14 protein-coding genes are annotated in these 16,425 nt (G+C 59.5%); 9 read left to right on the top strand and 5 right to left on the bottom strand.

Annotation, left to right across the window (positions count from 1 at the left end):
* The first annotated feature begins 59 nt into the window (after positions 1–59).
* Positions 60–1,238, top strand: coding sequence for an ATP-binding protein (locus tag BMH52_RS11620; RefSeq protein ID WP_073843771.1), 1,179 nt, complete (start codon positions 60–62; stop codon positions 1,236–1,238).
* A gap of 31 nt (positions 1,239–1,269) precedes the next feature.
* On the opposite strand, the gene BMH52_RS11615 is transcribed toward BMH52_RS11620, so the two are convergent.
* Entirely contained in the window at positions 1,270–1,686 is a 417-nt protein-coding gene (locus tag BMH52_RS11615; protein WP_014720249.1) for a DUF3010 family protein, read from the bottom strand.
* A 190-nt stretch (positions 1,687–1,876) separates the two neighbouring features.
* Here BMH52_RS11615 and BMH52_RS11610 point away from each other — a divergent pair, with 190 nt between their 5' ends.
* Positions 1,877–2,839, top strand: a complete 963-nt coding sequence (locus BMH52_RS11610; protein ID WP_032902308.1) for a tyrosinase family protein — start codon at positions 1,877–1,879, stop codon at positions 2,837–2,839.
* A gap of 43 nt (positions 2,840–2,882) precedes the next feature.
* On the opposite strand, the gene BMH52_RS11605 is transcribed toward BMH52_RS11610, so the two are convergent.
* Complete coding sequence (locus tag BMH52_RS11605; protein ID WP_014720247.1) at positions 2,883–3,284, bottom strand: lysozyme inhibitor LprI family protein; 402 nt, start codon at positions 3,282–3,284, stop codon at positions 2,883–2,885.
* Between the two features lie 218 nt (positions 3,285–3,502).
* On the opposite strand from BMH52_RS11605, the gene BMH52_RS11600 reads away from it, so the two are divergent.
* The 6 genes from BMH52_RS11600 (at position 3,503) to BMH52_RS11575 (ending at position 11,248) form a co-directional block, all read left to right on the top strand.
* Complete coding sequence (locus tag BMH52_RS11600) at positions 3,503–4,480, top strand: dipeptidase (protein ID WP_073843769.1); 978 nt, start codon at positions 3,503–3,505, stop codon at positions 4,478–4,480.
* Between the two features lie 79 nt (positions 4,481–4,559).
* Positions 4,560–5,090, top strand: coding sequence for a DUF5943 domain-containing protein (locus tag BMH52_RS11595; protein ID WP_005792152.1), 531 nt, complete (start codon positions 4,560–4,562; stop codon positions 5,088–5,090).
* 15 nt (positions 5,091–5,105) lie between these two features.
* Positions 5,106–7,166 carry a dimethylglycine demethylation protein DgcA gene (gene dgcA / locus BMH52_RS11590; protein WP_014720244.1) on the top strand — a complete coding sequence of 687 codons (2,061 nt, stop codon included), beginning with the start codon at positions 5,106–5,108 and terminating at the stop codon, positions 7,164–7,166.
* 137 nt (positions 7,167–7,303) lie between these two features.
* Positions 7,304–9,247 (top strand): dimethylglycine demethylation protein DgcB, encoded by a 1,944-nt coding sequence (gene dgcB, locus BMH52_RS11585; protein WP_073843766.1) that lies wholly within the window; start codon positions 7,304–7,306, stop codon positions 9,245–9,247.
* Complete coding sequence (locus BMH52_RS11580) at positions 9,247–10,467, top strand: electron transfer flavoprotein subunit alpha/FixB family protein (RefSeq protein WP_073843764.1); 1,221 nt, start codon at positions 9,247–9,249, stop codon at positions 10,465–10,467. Before dgcB ends, BMH52_RS11580 begins: the two co-directional genes overlap by 1 nt.
* 4 nt (positions 10,468–10,471) lie before the next feature.
* Positions 10,472–11,248, top strand: a complete 777-nt coding sequence (locus BMH52_RS11575; RefSeq protein WP_165901703.1) for an electron transfer flavoprotein subunit beta — start codon at positions 10,472–10,474, stop codon at positions 11,246–11,248.
* Between the two features lie 73 nt (positions 11,249–11,321).
* Here BMH52_RS11575 and BMH52_RS11570 read toward each other — a convergent pair whose 3' ends face one another.
* The 3 genes from BMH52_RS11570 to gbcA form a co-directional block, all read right to left on the bottom strand.
* Positions 11,322–12,542 carry a lytic polysaccharide monooxygenase gene (locus BMH52_RS11570; protein ID WP_060766810.1) on the bottom strand — a complete coding sequence of 407 codons (1,221 nt, stop codon included), beginning with the start codon at positions 12,540–12,542 and terminating at the stop codon, positions 11,322–11,324.
* Positions 12,543–12,593: 51 nt separating this feature from the next.
* A complete protein-coding gene (locus BMH52_RS11565) occupies positions 12,594–12,806 on the bottom strand; it encodes a prepilin-type N-terminal cleavage/methylation domain-containing protein (RefSeq protein ID WP_019817447.1) in 213 nt (70 codons plus the stop codon).
* Between the two features lie 854 nt (positions 12,807–13,660).
* Entirely contained in the window at positions 13,661–14,956 is a 1,296-nt protein-coding gene (gene gbcA / locus BMH52_RS11560) for a glycine-betaine demethylase subunit GbcA (protein ID WP_014720238.1), read from the bottom strand.
* 282 nt (positions 14,957–15,238) lie between these two features.
* On the opposite strand from gbcA, the gene gbcB reads away from it, so the two are divergent.
* Positions 15,239–16,339, top strand: a complete 1,101-nt coding sequence (gene gbcB / locus BMH52_RS11550) for a glycine-betaine demethylase subunit GbcB (protein WP_014720237.1) — start codon at positions 15,239–15,241, stop codon at positions 16,337–16,339.
* Positions 16,340–16,425 lie beyond the last annotated feature (86 nt).

The following is a 16,425-nucleotide window of genomic DNA, read 5'->3' as shown; positions in this document are numbered from 1 at the left end:
ATAGTTAATTATACTCTTTACTATAATTTATAGTCATTTCCATAATTGAGTATAAAACCATGTCCAAGCACAGCGGCTTTGTGTTTCGCCGCCCCACCCTGGCAAGCAGTATTGCCGATGGCCTGGTGGGGGCCGGTATTCAGGATTTCACCTCCGGCCTGTTTCTCGCGGCGCCCCGACGCACGGGCAAAAGCACTTTTCTGCGCGAAGACCTGATTCCGGAATGTCAGATGCGGGGCTGGCTGGCGGTGTATGTCGACCTGTGGGCCGACAAGGAAAAAGACCCCGCCGAGCTGATCGCGAGTGCCATTGCGGGGGCGTTGGTGCCGTTTGAAAAGGGCATTCGCAAACTGGCAAAGAACATTGGCATCGAGAAACTAAGCTTTCTGCGTACGCTTTCCTGGGACTTTACCAAGCCACAATTGCCTGTCGGTGCGACGCTGACCCAAGCGTTGGAATTGCTCCACAGGGCTGCAGAAAAACCCGTTGTACTGGTGATTGACGAAGCACAGCACGCAATAACCACCGAGTCGGGTATCAATGCGATGTTCGCGTTGAAGGCTGCCCGGGATCAGCTCAACCAAGGCCGTGACGAGGAGGGCAGCGGTTTGCGCCTGGTGTTTACCGGATCCAATCGCGACAAACTCGCCCATTTGGTATTGGGTAAAAGCCAGCCATTCTTCGGTTCCAGCATCACGCCGTTTCCGCTGCTGGGCAAAGCGTTCACCCAGGCCTACACCGTGCACCTCAACGCGCACCTGGCCCAGAACAACCAATTCAACGCGGCTGATATTGATGAGGCGTTTGAGCGGGTAGGTCGGCGTCCCGAGATGTTGCGCACGATCATCGGTGAAGTCGCATTGGAGTTGGGCGAGGCGAGCAATCTTGGCCAACTGCTGCACAGTCGCGCAGAACTGCTGCGCGCGGGTGTATGGACCGAGTTCGAAAGCGCCTGGAACGCCCTGACCATCCCGCAGCGCGCCGTGCTGGAGGTGATGGTGGAGCGTTCTCAAAACAACGAACCCTTCGCGCCATTCACCGATAGCACCCTCACGGCGGTCAGCAAGGCGCTGGAAAAGATGGGTAGCGACGTGGTGCCGGGTACCCAGACCATCCAAGCCTGCATCGATGCCCTGCGCGACAAGGAACTGGTGTGGAAGTCGAGCCGAGGCGGCTATGCCCTGGAGGACAACACCTTCGGTGACTGGCTGCAACACAAGAGCCTTACACCGCGCTAAAAGGTCGGCTTCTAAAGAGAGCGGAGGTGGTTTATTTCTTTACCAGGGCCGAGCATGCCGCCTTGTAGGCTTCATGCTGGTACTTGTTAAGCGTCGCTGGCAGATCAAAGGTGTGCTTTTTGTTCTGCGCATTGATGGTCTGCGGCGACAACAGCGTCACCTCCACCCCCTCCAGCAGTTGAAGCACCCCTTCAATCTTGAACGTCGTTGGGCCACCGGCGAATTCACCTTTTTTGCTGCGCTTCTTGATGGCGATGCGAGTGATGGCGTTGTCCTGCACAAACGCTTTCACCTGAGCGGCGAAGGCTTTGACGTTGGCCGCTTCATCGTCATCGTCGAGGGCGATTTTCTTGGTCGCCAGGGCGACGTGGGTCAGCGCCTGGTTGTCCAGGGCGGCGAGGGCGATGATGGCTTCGCTGCCTTTGATTTCGATGCCGCAAATAATCATGGCGTTGCCTTGAGCAGGAAAAGAGGGCACGGATGGTAACAGGCTCGGTTCGTTCGAGAGGAGCTGACCATCCGTCGGAGATAGTGCTGATACTGTCAGATCTGACAGTAGATCTTGATGGGTTCCCCAACTAGATTCGCAGCAGGGGCCGGCACGCGGTCCCATGTTTTTGCGACGAGGGGGGCGGGCAATGAATATTCGCAAGGAAATTCGAAAACTGAGCGGGCCTGAACGGCTAGCGTTTACCAATACGCTGTTGGCCCTTAAGGGTAATGGCGGATACGACAAGTATGTGCATTGGCATCACGCAGTGATGGTACCTACCGTTCACCCTGATGAACCCCAAGATCCCGACTATCGTAATGGCGCCCACTTGGGGCCGGCTTTTTTACCCTGGCATCGTGAAATGTTGTTGCAGTTGGAAGCCGACCTTCAGGCCATCACGCCCGGTATCACGCTGCCTTACTGGGATTGGACATTGGACGCGGCAGACCCGACGAATTCGCCGGTGTGGGAGCAAAGCCTGCTGGGGGGGGACGGTGACGCTGCCGATGAATTCAGGGTGCAGGATGGACCCTTCGCGTACCGATACGGCAATTGGCCGGTGCCTGCCTATCCGGAAGATGGGCTGCCGGGGGCGGGGTTAAAGCGCCAGTTCTCACGTTTGGTCAACTCGCTGCCGACGGCCGCGGACTTGCAGATGGCAATGAATGAAGAGCTGTATGACGAGCCGAACTACACGTCGAGTCCGTTCAATAGAGGCTTTAGAAACCGACTCGAAGGCTGGATCACTCAGAAGGGCGACCCGCAAGTCACCACCCCTGGTTCTCAATTGCACAACCGCGTCCATTTATGGATTGGCGGCAACATGCTGGCGATGACCTCGCCCGAAGATCCAGTATTTTTCCTGCATCATTGTTTCATCGACAAAATCTGGGCCGACTGGCAGGCGCAAATGATGCTGGATAAGCCCGCACTGGCGCCTCATTACTGCCCGATGCAGGATGGCCCCACCGGGCATAATTACGATGATGTGATCAAACCCTGGACTCGTCGTATCCGTGAGGTGATGGATATCACCGCGCTGGGGTATGCCTACGAGCCAGCCTCACCCTTGACCAAAAGGCCGTTCAAGTCACCTTTCATGGCTTGAGCGTGGCGCAGCCCTTTGCGCGGCCTGGTCGCGTGAAGGGTGTTTACTCCTGCCCAATCGACTCCAAAAACTCCGACCGCTCATCACTCATCCGCGCCAGGCAGTCGTTGTGCGCAATCGCATAGGCCTTGGTGCCGGTGACTGCCGGGAAGGTGTCCACCGCACAATCGGCATCCCGCAGTTTTTCCCACTTTTGCTGCGCGTCCTTCAGACGGGCGGTAATGTCCGCCAGTTTGGTCTTGTCGCTGCCGTAGGTCGAACCCATGCGCTCCAGCAACCCCTGATAGTTATCCTTGAGCAATTGCTCGGCGGTGGTTTTGTTATAGGTGGCGCATTCCAGGGTTTGCTGGTCGTTCTCGATGCCGTCGCACGGCGTGCTGTCGGTGTCTTCGGCCGCGTGGGCGGTGGTTGCGATGAGTGCCAAAGCCAGGAAAATCGATTTCATTGCGCCGTCTCATATCACGTGATGCGCAATTCTGGCTCAAGCGTCAGACAAAGAACAGCCGCCAGTCAGGCATGTCTGCATAGTCTTTGTCGTGGATTGACGCTTTCGGCAATTCCCCTGTCGTTTTTGCACCCGGCTCCGTCGGTGCCTGGGCATATGCTGGCCCCAAAGCGCCGGCAGACGATTCGGCGCATGAATCGCCAATAAGGGGACGCCTGATGAGCCCAGCCGAGTTGCACGCCGACAGCATCGTTATCGACGGTCTGATTATTGCCAAGTGGAACCGCGACCTGTTCGAAGACATGCGCAAAGGTGGCCTCACCGCCGCCAACTGCACGGTGTCGGTGTGGGAAGGCTTCCAGGCCACGATCAATAACATTGTCGCCAGCCAGACCCTGATCCGTGAGAACAGCGACCTGGTGATCCCGGTGAAAACCACCGCTGACATCCGCCGCGCCAAGGAGCAGGGCAAGACTGGCATCATCTTCGGTTTCCAGAATGCCCATGCCTTTGAGGACCAGCTCGGCTATGTCGAGATCTTCAAGCAGCTCGGCGTTGGCGTGGTGCAGATGTGCTACAACACCCAGAATCTGGTGGGCACCGGTTGCTATGAGCGCGATGGCGGCCTGTCGGGTTTCGGTCGTGAGATTGTCGGCGAGATGAACCGCTTCGGCATCATGTGCGACCTGTCCCACGTGGGCTCCAAGACCAGCGAAGAGGTCATCCTCGAATCGAAAAAGCCAGTGTGCTACTCGCACTGCCTGCCGTCCGGGCTTAAAGAGCACCCGCGCAACAAGTCCGATGAAGAGCTGAAGTTCATCGCCGACCATGGCGGTTTTGTCGGCGTGACCATGTTTGCGCCGTTCCTGGCCAAGGGCATCGATTCGACCATCGACGACTACGCCGAAGCCATCGAATACACCATGAATATCGTCGGTGAAGACGCCATCGGCATTGGCACCGACTTCACCCAGGGCCATGGCCAGGATTTCTTCGAAATGCTCACCCATGACAAGGGCTACGCCCGCCGCCTGACCAGCTTCGGCAAGATCATCAACCCGCTGGGCATCCGCACCGTGGGCGAGTTCCCCAACCTCACCGAGACCCTGCTCAAGCGCGGCCACAGCGAGCGCGTGGTGCGCAAGATCATGGGCGAGAACTGGGTCAACGTCTTGAAAGACGTCTGGGGCGAATAAGCCACTGCTCGCTTAATCCTTCACCCGCCGCCATCCGCGTGGCGGGGCATCAAAACGAATTTTCTGGAGTTAAGTTTCCATGGCCAAGATCGCCCCGCAATTGCCAATTGAAGTCGACAGCGAAACCGGTGTCTGGACCTCCGACGCCCTGCCGATGCTATATGTGCCACGCCACTTCTTCGTCAACAACCACATGGGTATCGAAGAAGTGCTGGGCGCTGACGCCTACGCCGAGATCCTCTACAAGGCCGGCTACAAATCCGCCTGGCACTGGTGTGAAAAAGAAGCCGAATGCCACGGCCTGGAAGGCGTCGCGGTGTTCGAACACTACATGAAACGCCTGTCGCAACGCGGCTGGGGCCTGTTCAAAATCCAGGACATCGACTTGGACAAAGGCACCGCCAGCGTCAAGCTGGAACACTCGGCGTTCGTCTACGTGTACGGCAAGGTCGGCCGCAAGGTGGACTACATGTTCACTGGCTGGTTTGCCGGCGCCATGGACCAGATTCTTGAGGCCCGTGGCAGCAAGATCCGCACTGTCGCCGAACAAGTCTACGGAGGCTCCGAAGAGGGCCACGACGATGGCCTGTTCACCGTCAAACCGTTGTAAGCCGAGGACCGTGCCATGGCTTTCGAAGCAATGTTCCAGCCGATCCAGATCGGCAAACTGACCATCCGCAACCGCGTGCTCAGTACTGCGCATGCCGAGGTGTATGCCACCGACGGCGGCATGACCACCGACCGCTATGTGAAGTACTACGAAGAGAAAGCCAAGGGCGGTATTGGCCTGGCGATCTGCGGTGGCTCCTCCGTGGTGGCCATCGACAGCCCGCAGGAATGGTGGGCGTCGGTGAACCTGTCCACCGACCGCATCATCCCGCACTTCCAGAATCTGGCCGATGCCATGCACAAGCATGGCGCCAAGATCATGATCCAGATTACCCACATGGGCCGGCGTTCGCGTTGGGACGGCTTCAACTGGCCGACCCTGATGTCGCCGTCCGGCGTGCGTGAGCCGGTGCACCGTGCCACCTGCAAGACCATCGAGCCGGAAGAAATCTGGCGTGTGATTGGCAACTACGCCCAGGCTGCGCGTCGGGCCAAGGCCGGTGGCCTGGACGGGGTGGAGTTGTCGGCTGTGCACCAGCACATGATCGACCAGTTCTGGAGCCCGCGCGTCAACAAGCGTACCGACGAATGGGGCGGCAGCTTCGAGGGCCGCATGAAGTTCGGCCTGGAAGTGTTGAAGGCCGTGCGTGCCGAAGTGGGGGATGACTTCTGCGTGGGCATGCGCCTGTGCGGTGACGAGTTCCACCCGGACGGCTTGTCCCACGAGGACATGAAGCAAATCGCCAAGTACTACGATGACACCGGCATGCTCGATTTCATCGGCGTGGTGGGCTCGGGTTGCGATACCCACAACACCCTGGCCAACGTCATCCCGAACATGAGCTACCCGCCGGAACCGTTCCTGCACCTGGCGGCCGGCATCAAGGAAGTGGTCAAGGTTCCGGTGCTGCACGCGCAGAACATCAAGGACCCGAACCAGGCCACGCGTATTCTGGAAGGCGGCTATGTGGACATGGTCGGCATGACCCGTGCGCACATCGCCGACCCGCACCTGATCGCCAAGATCAAGATGGGCCAGATCGACCAGATCAAGCAGTGCGTGGGCGCCAACTACTGCATCGACCGCCAGTACCAGGGCCTGGATGTGCTGTGCATCCAGAACGCTGCGACCTCCCGTGAATACATGGGCGTGCCGCACATCATCGAGAAGTCCACCGGGCCCAAGCGCAAGGTGGTTGTAGTGGGCGCCGGCCCGGCCGGGATGGAAGCCGCGCGCGTGGCGGCTGAACGTGGCCACGACGTGACGCTGTTCGAGAAAAAAGAGTTTATCGGCGGGCAAATCACCACGGCATCGAAAGCGCCGCAACGTGACCAGATCGCCGGTATCACTCGTTGGTATCAACTGGAGCTGGCGCGTTTGAAAGTCGACCTGCGCCTGGGTGTTGCAGCCGATGCCGAGACCATCCTGGACGTGCGTCCGGACGTGGTGGTGCTGGCGGTGGGCGGGCACCCGTTCATCGAGCAGAACGAACACTGGGGCGCCGCCGAAGGCTTGGTAGTGAGCAGTTGGGACGTGCTCGACGGCAAGGTTGCGCCGGGCAAGAACGTGCTGGTGTACGACACCATCTGTGAATTCACCGGGATGTCGGTGGCCGACTTCCTGGCCGACAAAGGCAGCCAGGTGGAGATCGTCACCGACGACATCAAGCCAGGCGTGGCAATCGGCGGTACGTCGTTCCCCACGTACTACCGCAGCATGTACCCCAAGGAAGTGATCATGACCGGCGACATGATGCTGGAAAAGGTCTACCGCGAGGGCGACAAGCTGGTGGCCGTGCTGGAAAACGAATACACCGGCGCCAAAGAGGAGCGGGTGGTCGACCAGGTGGTGGTGGAGAACGGCGTGCGTCCGGACGAGGCCATTTACTACGGGCTCAAGGAAGGTTCGCGCAACAAGGGCCAGATCGACGTTGAAGCGCTGTTTGCGATCAAGCCGCAGCCATGCTTGAGCGAGGCGGGCGAGGGGTACTTGCTGTTCCGCATTGGTGACTGTGTGGCCCAGCGCAACACCCACGCCGCCATCTATGACGCCCTGCGCTTGTGCAAGGATTTCTGACGCACCTGATCGTTCCCACGCTCTGCGTGGGAATGCCGCCCTGGACGCTCCGCGTCTGCTTTTAAGGTCGTGACGCAGAGCGTCACAGGATGCATTCCCACGCAGAGCGTGGGAACGATCTTCGTGGGAGCTTCACCATGTTGAATACCTTGCTGCCTATTCTCTTGTTTGCCGCCCTGGGCCTCGCCGTCCTCGGCGCCTTGCGCCGGGTGAACATGTGGCGCCGTGGCCGCGCGTCCAAAGTCGACCTGCTGGGTGGCCTCTTGGCCATGCCCAAGCGTTACATGGTCGACCTGCACCACGTGGTCGCCCGTGACAAATACATCGCCAACACCCACGTAGCCACGGCGCTCGGCTTTGTGCTGTCGGCGCTGCTGGCGATCCTGGTGCACGGCTTCGGCCTGCAGAGCCGCATTCTTGGCTATGCGCTGCTGCTGGCGTCGACATTGATGTTTGTCGGCGCGATCTTCATGTACCTGCGCCGCCGCAATCCGCCTGCTCGCCTGTCGAAAGGCCCGTGGATGCGCCTGCCGAAAAGCCTGATGGCCTTCTCGGTGAGCTTCTTCCTGGTGACCTTGCCGGTGGCCGGGATTCTGCCCGTCGATTTCGGCGGCTGGCTGCTCGCGGCATTGCTGAGCGTGGGCGTGTTGTGGGGCGTGTCCGAAATGTTCTTCGGCATGACCTGGGGCGGGCCGATGAAACACGCCTTCGCCGGTGCCCTGCACCTGGCCTGGCACCGCCGCGCCGAACGCTTTGGCGGCGGCCGCTCCACCGGTTTGAAACCCTTGGACCTGAGCGATAAAACCGCGCCACTGGGCGTGGAAAAACCCAAGGACTTCACCTGGAACCAACTGCTCGGCTTCGACGCCTGCGTGCAGTGCGGCAAGTGCGAAGCGGCGTGCCCGGCGTTTGCCGCGGGCCAGCCACTGAACCCGAAAAAACTCATCCAGGACATGGTGGTCGGCTTGGCCGGTGGCACCGATGCCAAGTTCGCCGGCAGCCCGTACCCCGGCAAACCGGTGGGCGAACACGGCGGCAACCCGCACCAGCCGATCGTCAACGGCCTGGTGGACGCCGAGACCCTGTGGTCGTGCACCACCTGTCGCGCTTGCGTGGAAGAGTGCCCGATGATGATCGAGCACGTAGACGCCATCGTCGACATGCGTCGCCACCTCACCCTGGAGAAAGGCGCCACGCCGAACAAGGGCGCCGAAGTCCTGGAAAACCTGATCGCTACCGACAACCCCGGCGGTTTCGCACCCGGTGGTCGTCTGAACTGGGCGGCAGACCTGAACTTGCCGTTGCTCAGCGACAAAGGCAGTTGCGATGTGCTGTTCTGGGTCGGCGATGGCGCCTTCGACATGCGTAACCAACGTACCCTGCGCGCCTTCGTCAAAGTGCTCAAGGCCGCCAAGGTCGACTTCGCCGTGCTTGGCCTGGAAGAACGCGACAGCGGTGACGTGGCGCGGCGCCTCGGCGATGAGGCGACATTCCAGCTGCTGGCCACGCGCAATATTCAGACCCTGGCCAAGTACAGCTTCAAGCGCATCGTCACCTGCGACCCGCACAGTTTCCATGTGCTGAAAAACGAATACGGTGCCTTCAACGGCAACTACCGGGTGCAGCACCACAGCACCTTCATGGCCGAGCTGATTGGCGAGGGCGCGCTGAACCTGGGCCAGCACAAAGGCAACAGCGTGACCTACCACGACCCCTGCTACCTGGGCCGCTACAACGGTGAATACGAGGCGCCGCGCCAAGTGCTGCGGGCGTTGGGTATCGAGGTCAAGGAAATGCAACGCTCGGGCTTCCGTTCACGCTGCTGCGGTGGCGGTGGCGGCGCGCCGATCACAGACATCCCCGGCAAGCAACGTATCCCCGATATGCGCATGGACGATATCCGCGAGACCGGTGCCGAACTGGTGGCCGTGGGTTGCCCGCAATGCACCGCGATGCTTGAAGGCGTGGTCGAACCGCGCCCGTTGATCAAAGACATCGCCGAACTGGTAGCCGACGCGTTGCTTGAAGACGCCGCGCCGGCCAAAGTCCCCCTCAAGCGTGAACCTGCGGAGGTGCACTGATGAGCGATATTATCCGCCGCGACCCCCGGGCCGAATGGATCGCCCGTAACCGCCTGCACCCGTTGCACGCGGCGATGCAGCCGGTGCAACACAGCTGGATGGGGCCCAACGGTATCATTCGCAAAAACGTGCATGGTGTCGGTTTTATCGGGCCCAACGGCATCAAGCGCATCGACCGCAGCGGTGCCCAGCAGGGCGGCGCGGCCAAGCGCAGCGCGGCAGTGCAAGTGCAATTGCCGCTGCATCAGGTGCCGACCCCGGCGTTCTACATCAACGTGGTGCCGGACATGGTCGGTGGCCGTCTGAGCAGCCACGACCGTGACCTGCTTGGCCTGGCGCGCCAGTTGGCTGGCAGTGACGGCGCGGTATTGGCGGTGGTATTCGGTGAACACAAGGAAAGCGCCTTTGCCACGGCCGGCGTTGACCGTCTGCTGGTGCTGGAAGGGCATGAGTTCGAGGGTTATGCACCGGAGCAACGGGTGCAGGGCCTGCGCGCTGTGGATAACCAATTCAGCCCGCGCAACTGGTTGCTGCCAGATAGCCGCAGCGGTGGTGGCGAACTGGGGCGACGCTTTGCCGCCAGCCTCAAGGAACGCCCGGCGACGCGGGTGTGGCAGATCAAGGGCGAGGAGTGCATCGGCCGTGCCGGTGCCGGCCAGGAAGACCTGGCGCGACCGTTGCCCCGTCTGATCCTCGCCGCCGCCGAATGTGCCGATCCGGTCAGCGAAACCCGCCACGAAGTCTTGCCCGTGGAGTTATCCACAGGCCTGGCGCGCAGTTTGCCGCGTATCGAAGATCTCGGCGCGGTGGCGGTCGACCCGGCCGCGATTCCGATGGCCGAGGCAGAGTTCATTTTCTCCGGTGGCAACGGCGTAAAGGACTGGGCGCTATTCCACCAGACCGCCGCGGCCCTGGGCGCCACCGAAGGCGCCTCGCGGGTGGCAGTGGACGATGGCTTCATGGCGCGCGATCGCCAGGTCGGCGCCAGCGGCACCTGGGTCACTGCGCGGGTGTACGTGGCCGTCGGGATTTCCGGGGCGATCCAGCACCTGCAAGGCATCGGTGCCTGCGACAAGGTGGTGGCGATCAACCTCGACCCAGGGTGCGACATGATCAAGCGTGCCGACCTGTCGGTGATCGGCGAAAGCGCCGCGATTCTGCAAGCCTTGATCGCGGCGGTCGAGACCTACCGCAACGGCGCCAAGCGCGATGCAGCCTGAGGATATGACCATGACCAACACTGTATTCAGCCTGGTATCCATCGGCGCTCACCCCACCTCCGGGCGTCCACGCCGTGCCGAGCAGGACGCGCGCGCGGTAGAGTTGGGGCTGCAACTGGCTGGGGATAAGTTGCAGGTGCTGCACGCGGGTGATGTCAGCGAGCCGACCCTGCGCAGCTACCTGGGCATGGGCCTGCCGCAACTGCAGGTACTCGAACAGCCGGCGGGCGCCGACGCGTTGCCGGTGCTCAGCGAGTATCTGCGCGACGCGGGCGCCCAAGTGGTACTGACCGGAAGCCAGGCAGAAACCGGCGAAGGTTCGGGGATGCTGCCGTTCCTGTTGGCCGAACAACTGGGCTGGCCGCTGATTGTGGGGCTGGCGCAGGTGGAGTCCATCGACGCCGGCGTAGCCCTGGTGCTGCAGGCGCTGCCTCGCGGCCAGCGGCGGCGCTTGAAGGTGCGCCTGCCGTTTCTTGCCACTGTGGATAACGCCGCGCCCAAACCACGCCAGAGCGCCTACGGCCCGGCGCAACGGGGTGAGTTGGCAGCCCATGACGTCGAGATTGAACAGGATGAGTTATTCACAGACGCACTGCTGCAACCGGCCAAACCGCGGCCCAAGCGCCTCAAGGTGATCAAGGCCAAGAGCGGCGCCGATCGTATGAAAGCTGCCACAGCCAAGGCCAGTGGGGGTGGGGGGCAGGTGCTCAAGGGCGTCAGCGCCGAAGAGGGCGCGCAGGCGATTCTCAAGTTGCTGATAGAGGAAGGCGTGGTTCGCTAAGCTCCTCTGAAAAGATAGCGAGGCAAACGCTGTATACACCACAGCGTTTGTCTCGCAACAGACATTTTACTTCTCAGTCTTTCTTATCCCACGCATCGTTCCATTGGCTGCCTACACCAGGTTCGTAATAGCTGGGTGATTGCGAGCACCAGCCGCTATTTGGGTAGGGTTTGCATACATAATTGGCGCCCTTGTTAGATACAACGTCACCTGGCTTGTAAGGGGGGCTCTTGTTCGGCACGTACGCGGGGTATTCCCCACCGCCCGCTTCGACTATCGCCATGGCCTTGGAGTAACCCTTGACCTGTACGAATACCGAATTGACCTGCGGATCAGCCGTGTTGAACACAATGTCATTGCCGTCTTTTTCCCCTACTTTGGCGATGCTTGAAGGGATTTGATTGGCCAGTTGCGGGCCCCATATCTTCGCGTCCAGATTGTTTGCGTCAATGGGCAGGGTAATGTCTACGACCTCTTTCGCTTGTGGCGTGTTGTCCAGAATACGGAAGTGAACGGCGTTTCCTGGGGTGAGGTCTTTCATGACGGCATCGATGAATTGCCCCAGATCAAACCACCGCTCGGGAACGCCTGCCCCGATAATATTGATATCACTGCAGTTGTAGAATCCTTCCCCGGCCGGGTCAATTCGTTGCCATTGCACGAAGAGGGTCGCGTTGCCGAATTGTTCTGCAGGGATAGGCACTGGAAATCTGAAGTACCCCGAAGACGAAATGGCAGGCGGCCTGGTGCCCCAGTCGGTTTGAGCGACTGTCAGTTGCTCGGTATGGATAAGGACCAAATCATTCCAGGTCAGCGGTGCTGTGGTCGGATCAAAGCCAGGTTTTGTCAGGAATACCTTTGCAAAACTGGGGACGTGAGGGGCCGTACCGATGATGCGAACGTTCATTTTACCGTCGTGAGGCGTGACGTCCGTCCGGTACCAATCATTTGACACCAAGTTAAGGCCGTCTTTCTTCTTGTCACCTGCTGAACATAGCTGCCCATCTGGAACTGCTTTTTTAACGATTTCCGGGTCGTTATACCCCGGGGCAGCAATTAAATGGGCAACTTCATTCCATTGCTGGCCTGGATACTGTCCGCTTGTTTTGGCTAACGCCGCGCATCCTGGATCGCTGGGGTTTCCCGACCAGAAATCTGGAAGCGCTTTGCAATGAACCTGGCGTGATACCGGCTCATCGACGGCACCGTGTGCCATGACCAACAGGGGGGCCAGAAGCACCGCTGCCAGCAGCCACTTGATGAGAACGTTCGTATGTTGCTGTAAATTATTCATGCTCTAGTCCACCTTCAATTCAGACAAACAAGTCCCGAACTGCTGGAACGCTCAGTGTGTTGTTAGCGTTTTGTAAGCATCGATGGCATAGCGAATTTCTCGCAGCGAACGCTGCAAGTCGAGTTCCCGAATGTGTTGACCCATCAGCGCCGTCAGCGGATAAGCCACTGTCGAAAGCGTGGCCAGTGAGGCCAGCGTCAGTAGTAATTCAATCAGCGTAAAACCTTTGGCGCGGTGATGGCTGGGATTGCCCTGCCACGTCACCGGTCTATCTCCTCTTTTGCGCCAAGGACTTCTGTACTCACCTGGGCCAATGGATATAACTGCAAGAAAGAGTGTAGATGAAGTTTAAATTTGAGCGTTTCCGCACAAGGAACGGACAAGCGGGCAATTACCCACAATCGCTGTGCACGTGCCTGTGGATAAGGTGTTTGTGTTTGTCCGCAGGGCAGGTATTTAAAGGCCTGTGCGCTATTGGCTGAAAAATGATCAGGCTAAGTGGCGGTTTTCTCTAGGGTTTTGCTGTGGATAAAGCTAAGCGGATTTTATAACTTGCCCCCAAAGTCTGTTGGCGGATCTGTGGATAAGATGTTCGCTATCCGTTGTAGGCCAGGTAATACGAGGCCTACAGAGGGTTGGTTAAAAAATCACCAAAACACTGTATTTAACCCTTAAAACGTCTCATGACCCGCGGAAATAGCGACTTTAGGTGGTTTTCCACAGCCCAGACAAAGTTGCCCCCAAAGTCTGTTGGCGCATCTGTGGATAAGGTGTTCGCTTACCGCTGCAAGCCACGCCAAACAAGGCTCTTGGAGGTTTGATCAATAAATGATCAGCTTGAGCTGAAACCCGGAAGTTTGAATAAGTCACGGATTTTCTTGATTTAATTTTCGTCCACGACGCAATTGCCCACAATTGCTGTGGGTGGCTTTGTGGATAAGTTGTTGGGTAAAGGCTGGAGGGCAGGGTGGTAAAGGGCTGTATCAGAGCTGATCGAATTTTGAACAGCTAATCTGTTCAAATGTGGGAGCTGGCTTGCCTGCGATAGCGGTCTATCAGCCAATACAGACTTTGACAGACACCATGCCATCGCGGGCAAGCCCGCTCCCAAACAAGCGTTATTCGTGAGCAGCTACGCCTTTGAGATAAGGCGCCGGCGCCGCACCCAGGTTGCTCAGCATGCGCTCGCTGTACCAATCCACAAAATTCACCACGCCAAATTCATAGGTCTTGGAGTACGGGCCGGGTTGGTAGGCGGTGGAGTTGATCCCGCGCTGGTTCTCTTCGGCCAGGCGGCGGTCCTGGTCGTTGGTGGCGTCCCACACTTGGCGCATGCGTTCCACGTCGTAGTCCACGCCTTCCACGGCGTCCTTGTGCACGATCCACTTGGTGGTAACCATGGTTTCCTGGGCGCTGATGGGCCACACGGTGAACACAATGATGTGGTCGCCCATGCAGTGGTTCCAGGAATGTGGCAGGTGCAGGATGCGCATCGAGCCCAGGTCCGGGTTCTTGATGCGGCCCATGAGCTTGGCACAACCTTGTTTGCCATCCAGGGTCATCGACACGGTGCCCTTGAGTAGCGGCATGCGCACAATCCGGTTACGCAGGCCGAAGCTGGCGTGGGCGTAAGGGATCTTCTCGGCATCCCAGGCGGCGGCGGAGGCGGCTACGTGGTCCTTGAACGCCTGGTCGGCACGTGGGTCGGTGACGTCGTCCCATTCCAGCAGGGTTTTGAGCAGCTCCGGGTGCGACGCGTTGCAGTGGTAGCACTCGCGGTTGTTTTCCAGCACCAGCTTCCAGTTGGCTTTTTCGAACAAGGTGGTCTGGATCGCCACCTTGGTGTTCTCCATGTCGTAGGGCTCCATGTAATGGCTGAGCGTCGACAGGAAGTCATCGATGGCCGGCGGGTTTTCGGCCAGGCTGATAAAAATATAGCCGCCAGCGGTCTTCACGTTCACCGGCTTCAAACCGTACTGCTTCATGTCGAAATCGGCGCCCATCTCGGTGCCGGCGAACAGCAGGCGGCCGTCCAGCTCGTAGGTCCACTGGTGGTAGTGGCAAACCAGCTTGGCGACCTTGCCCTTTTCGCTGGTGCACAAGCGCGAACCACGGTGGCGGCACACGTTGTGAAACGCATGCACCACGCCATCGGCACCCCGGATCACGATGATTGGGTTCTTGCCCACTTGCAGGGTCAGGTAGTTGCCCTTGGTAGGAATTTCGCAGGTCATGCCGGCGATCAACCATTCTTTCTGGAAGATCTCCTGCATGTCGATATCGAACAGCCGCTCATCAGAGTAGAACGGCTGCGGCAGCGAAAAAGTGCGCTCGCGCTCTTGCAGCATTTGCGCGGTGGCCTTGCGTGCGGGTTCCAGCGGATCGCCCAAGCTTAAGGTTGCGGTGACGTCCATCGTGTGTGTCCTCATGGCCATTCTGTGTGGCCGGCGAATAGTGGCTACGGTTGGTGCTGTGCAAGGCGTAAAGAACGCGTCTTTGTTGGGAGCGAGTGTGGGCCCGGCGTAACGTCGAACCTTATCCATGGGCGACATGGCCCAATCTGATCCCGACGCGCAAGCCCCTGTCTTTGGGGGCTGGTCGCCGTAAGTATGTGAATGTCGCAGATAGGTAAATGGGTGGTTCTCGCGTTACGCAGAATCGCCACCATAAGGCCGACGTCGGCGGTGGAGAACAACATGTCCAATAATTTCCTGAATCCGGTAACCACCCAGACCTGGGCCAATGGTCGGCACATCGTCCGTTGCGTCAAAGTCATCCAGGAAACCTGGGATGTGCGCACCTTCTGTTTTATGGCCGATCAGCCGATCCTGTTCTTTTTCAAGCCGGGGCAATTCGTCACCCTGGAGCTGGAAATCGAAGGCCAGCCGATCATGCGTTCGTACACCATTTCCAGCTCACCGTCGGTGCCTTACAGCTTCTCGGTGACCATCAAGCGCGTACCGGGCGGCCGGGTTTCCAATTGGCTGCACGACACTTTGCACGAAGGCCAGGAGTTGGCGGTGCACGGCCCGGTCGGGCTGTTCAATGCCATCGACTTCCCAAGCCCGAAAGTGCTGTACCTCAGCGGCGGCGTTGGGATCACGCCGGTGATGTCCATGGCGCGCTGGTTTTACGACACCAACGCGAACGTCGACATGACGTTTATCCACAGCGCCCGCTCGCCCAAGGACATCATCTATCACCGCGAGCTGGAGCACATGGCGTCGCGGATCGACAACTTCAGCCTGCACCTGATTTGCGAAAAACACGGCCTGGGCGAACCCTGGGCCGGGTATCGCGGCTATCTGAACCACAAGATGCTGGAGCTGATGGTGCCGGACTTCCTTGAGCGCGAAGTGTTCTGCTGCGGCCCTACGCCGTACATGAACGCGGTGAAGCGTTTGCTGGAAGTTGCCGGTTTCGACATGACCCGTTATCACGAGGAATCGTTTGGCGCGACGCCGCCCGAAGCCCGTGCCGATGCGGTGGAGCAGGCCGAGCAAGCGGCGGATGCGCCGGAGATCGACCTGGCAGACCTGCATCAAGTGGAATTTATCGCGTCCGGCAAAAGCATTCGCGTGGCACCGGGGGAAACGGTGCATGCCGCAGCGGCCAAGCTCGGCCTGCTGATCCCCAAGGCCTGCGGCATGGGCATCTGCGGTACGTGCAAGGTGATGAAACTGGGCGGCGAAGTGGAGATGGAGCACAACGGCGGGATTACCGAAGAAGACGAGGCTGAAGGCTACATCCTGTCGTGCTGCAGTGTGCCGAAGGGTGATGTACGCATCGAATTCTGATCTGCTCGTTCCCAACGCTCTGCGTGGTGACGCCGCCCAGGACGCTCCGCGTCCGGCCGCATTGAGGGGGTGACGCGGAGCGTCAC

The organism is Pseudomonas sp. BTN1, from assembly GCF_001907715.1.
GTDB lineage: Bacteria > Pseudomonadota > Gammaproteobacteria > Pseudomonadales > Pseudomonadaceae > Aquipseudomonas > Aquipseudomonas paracarnis.
The sequence above is the reverse complement of the archived record's forward strand: the minus strand, read 5'-3'. Positions and strand labels throughout refer to the sequence as shown.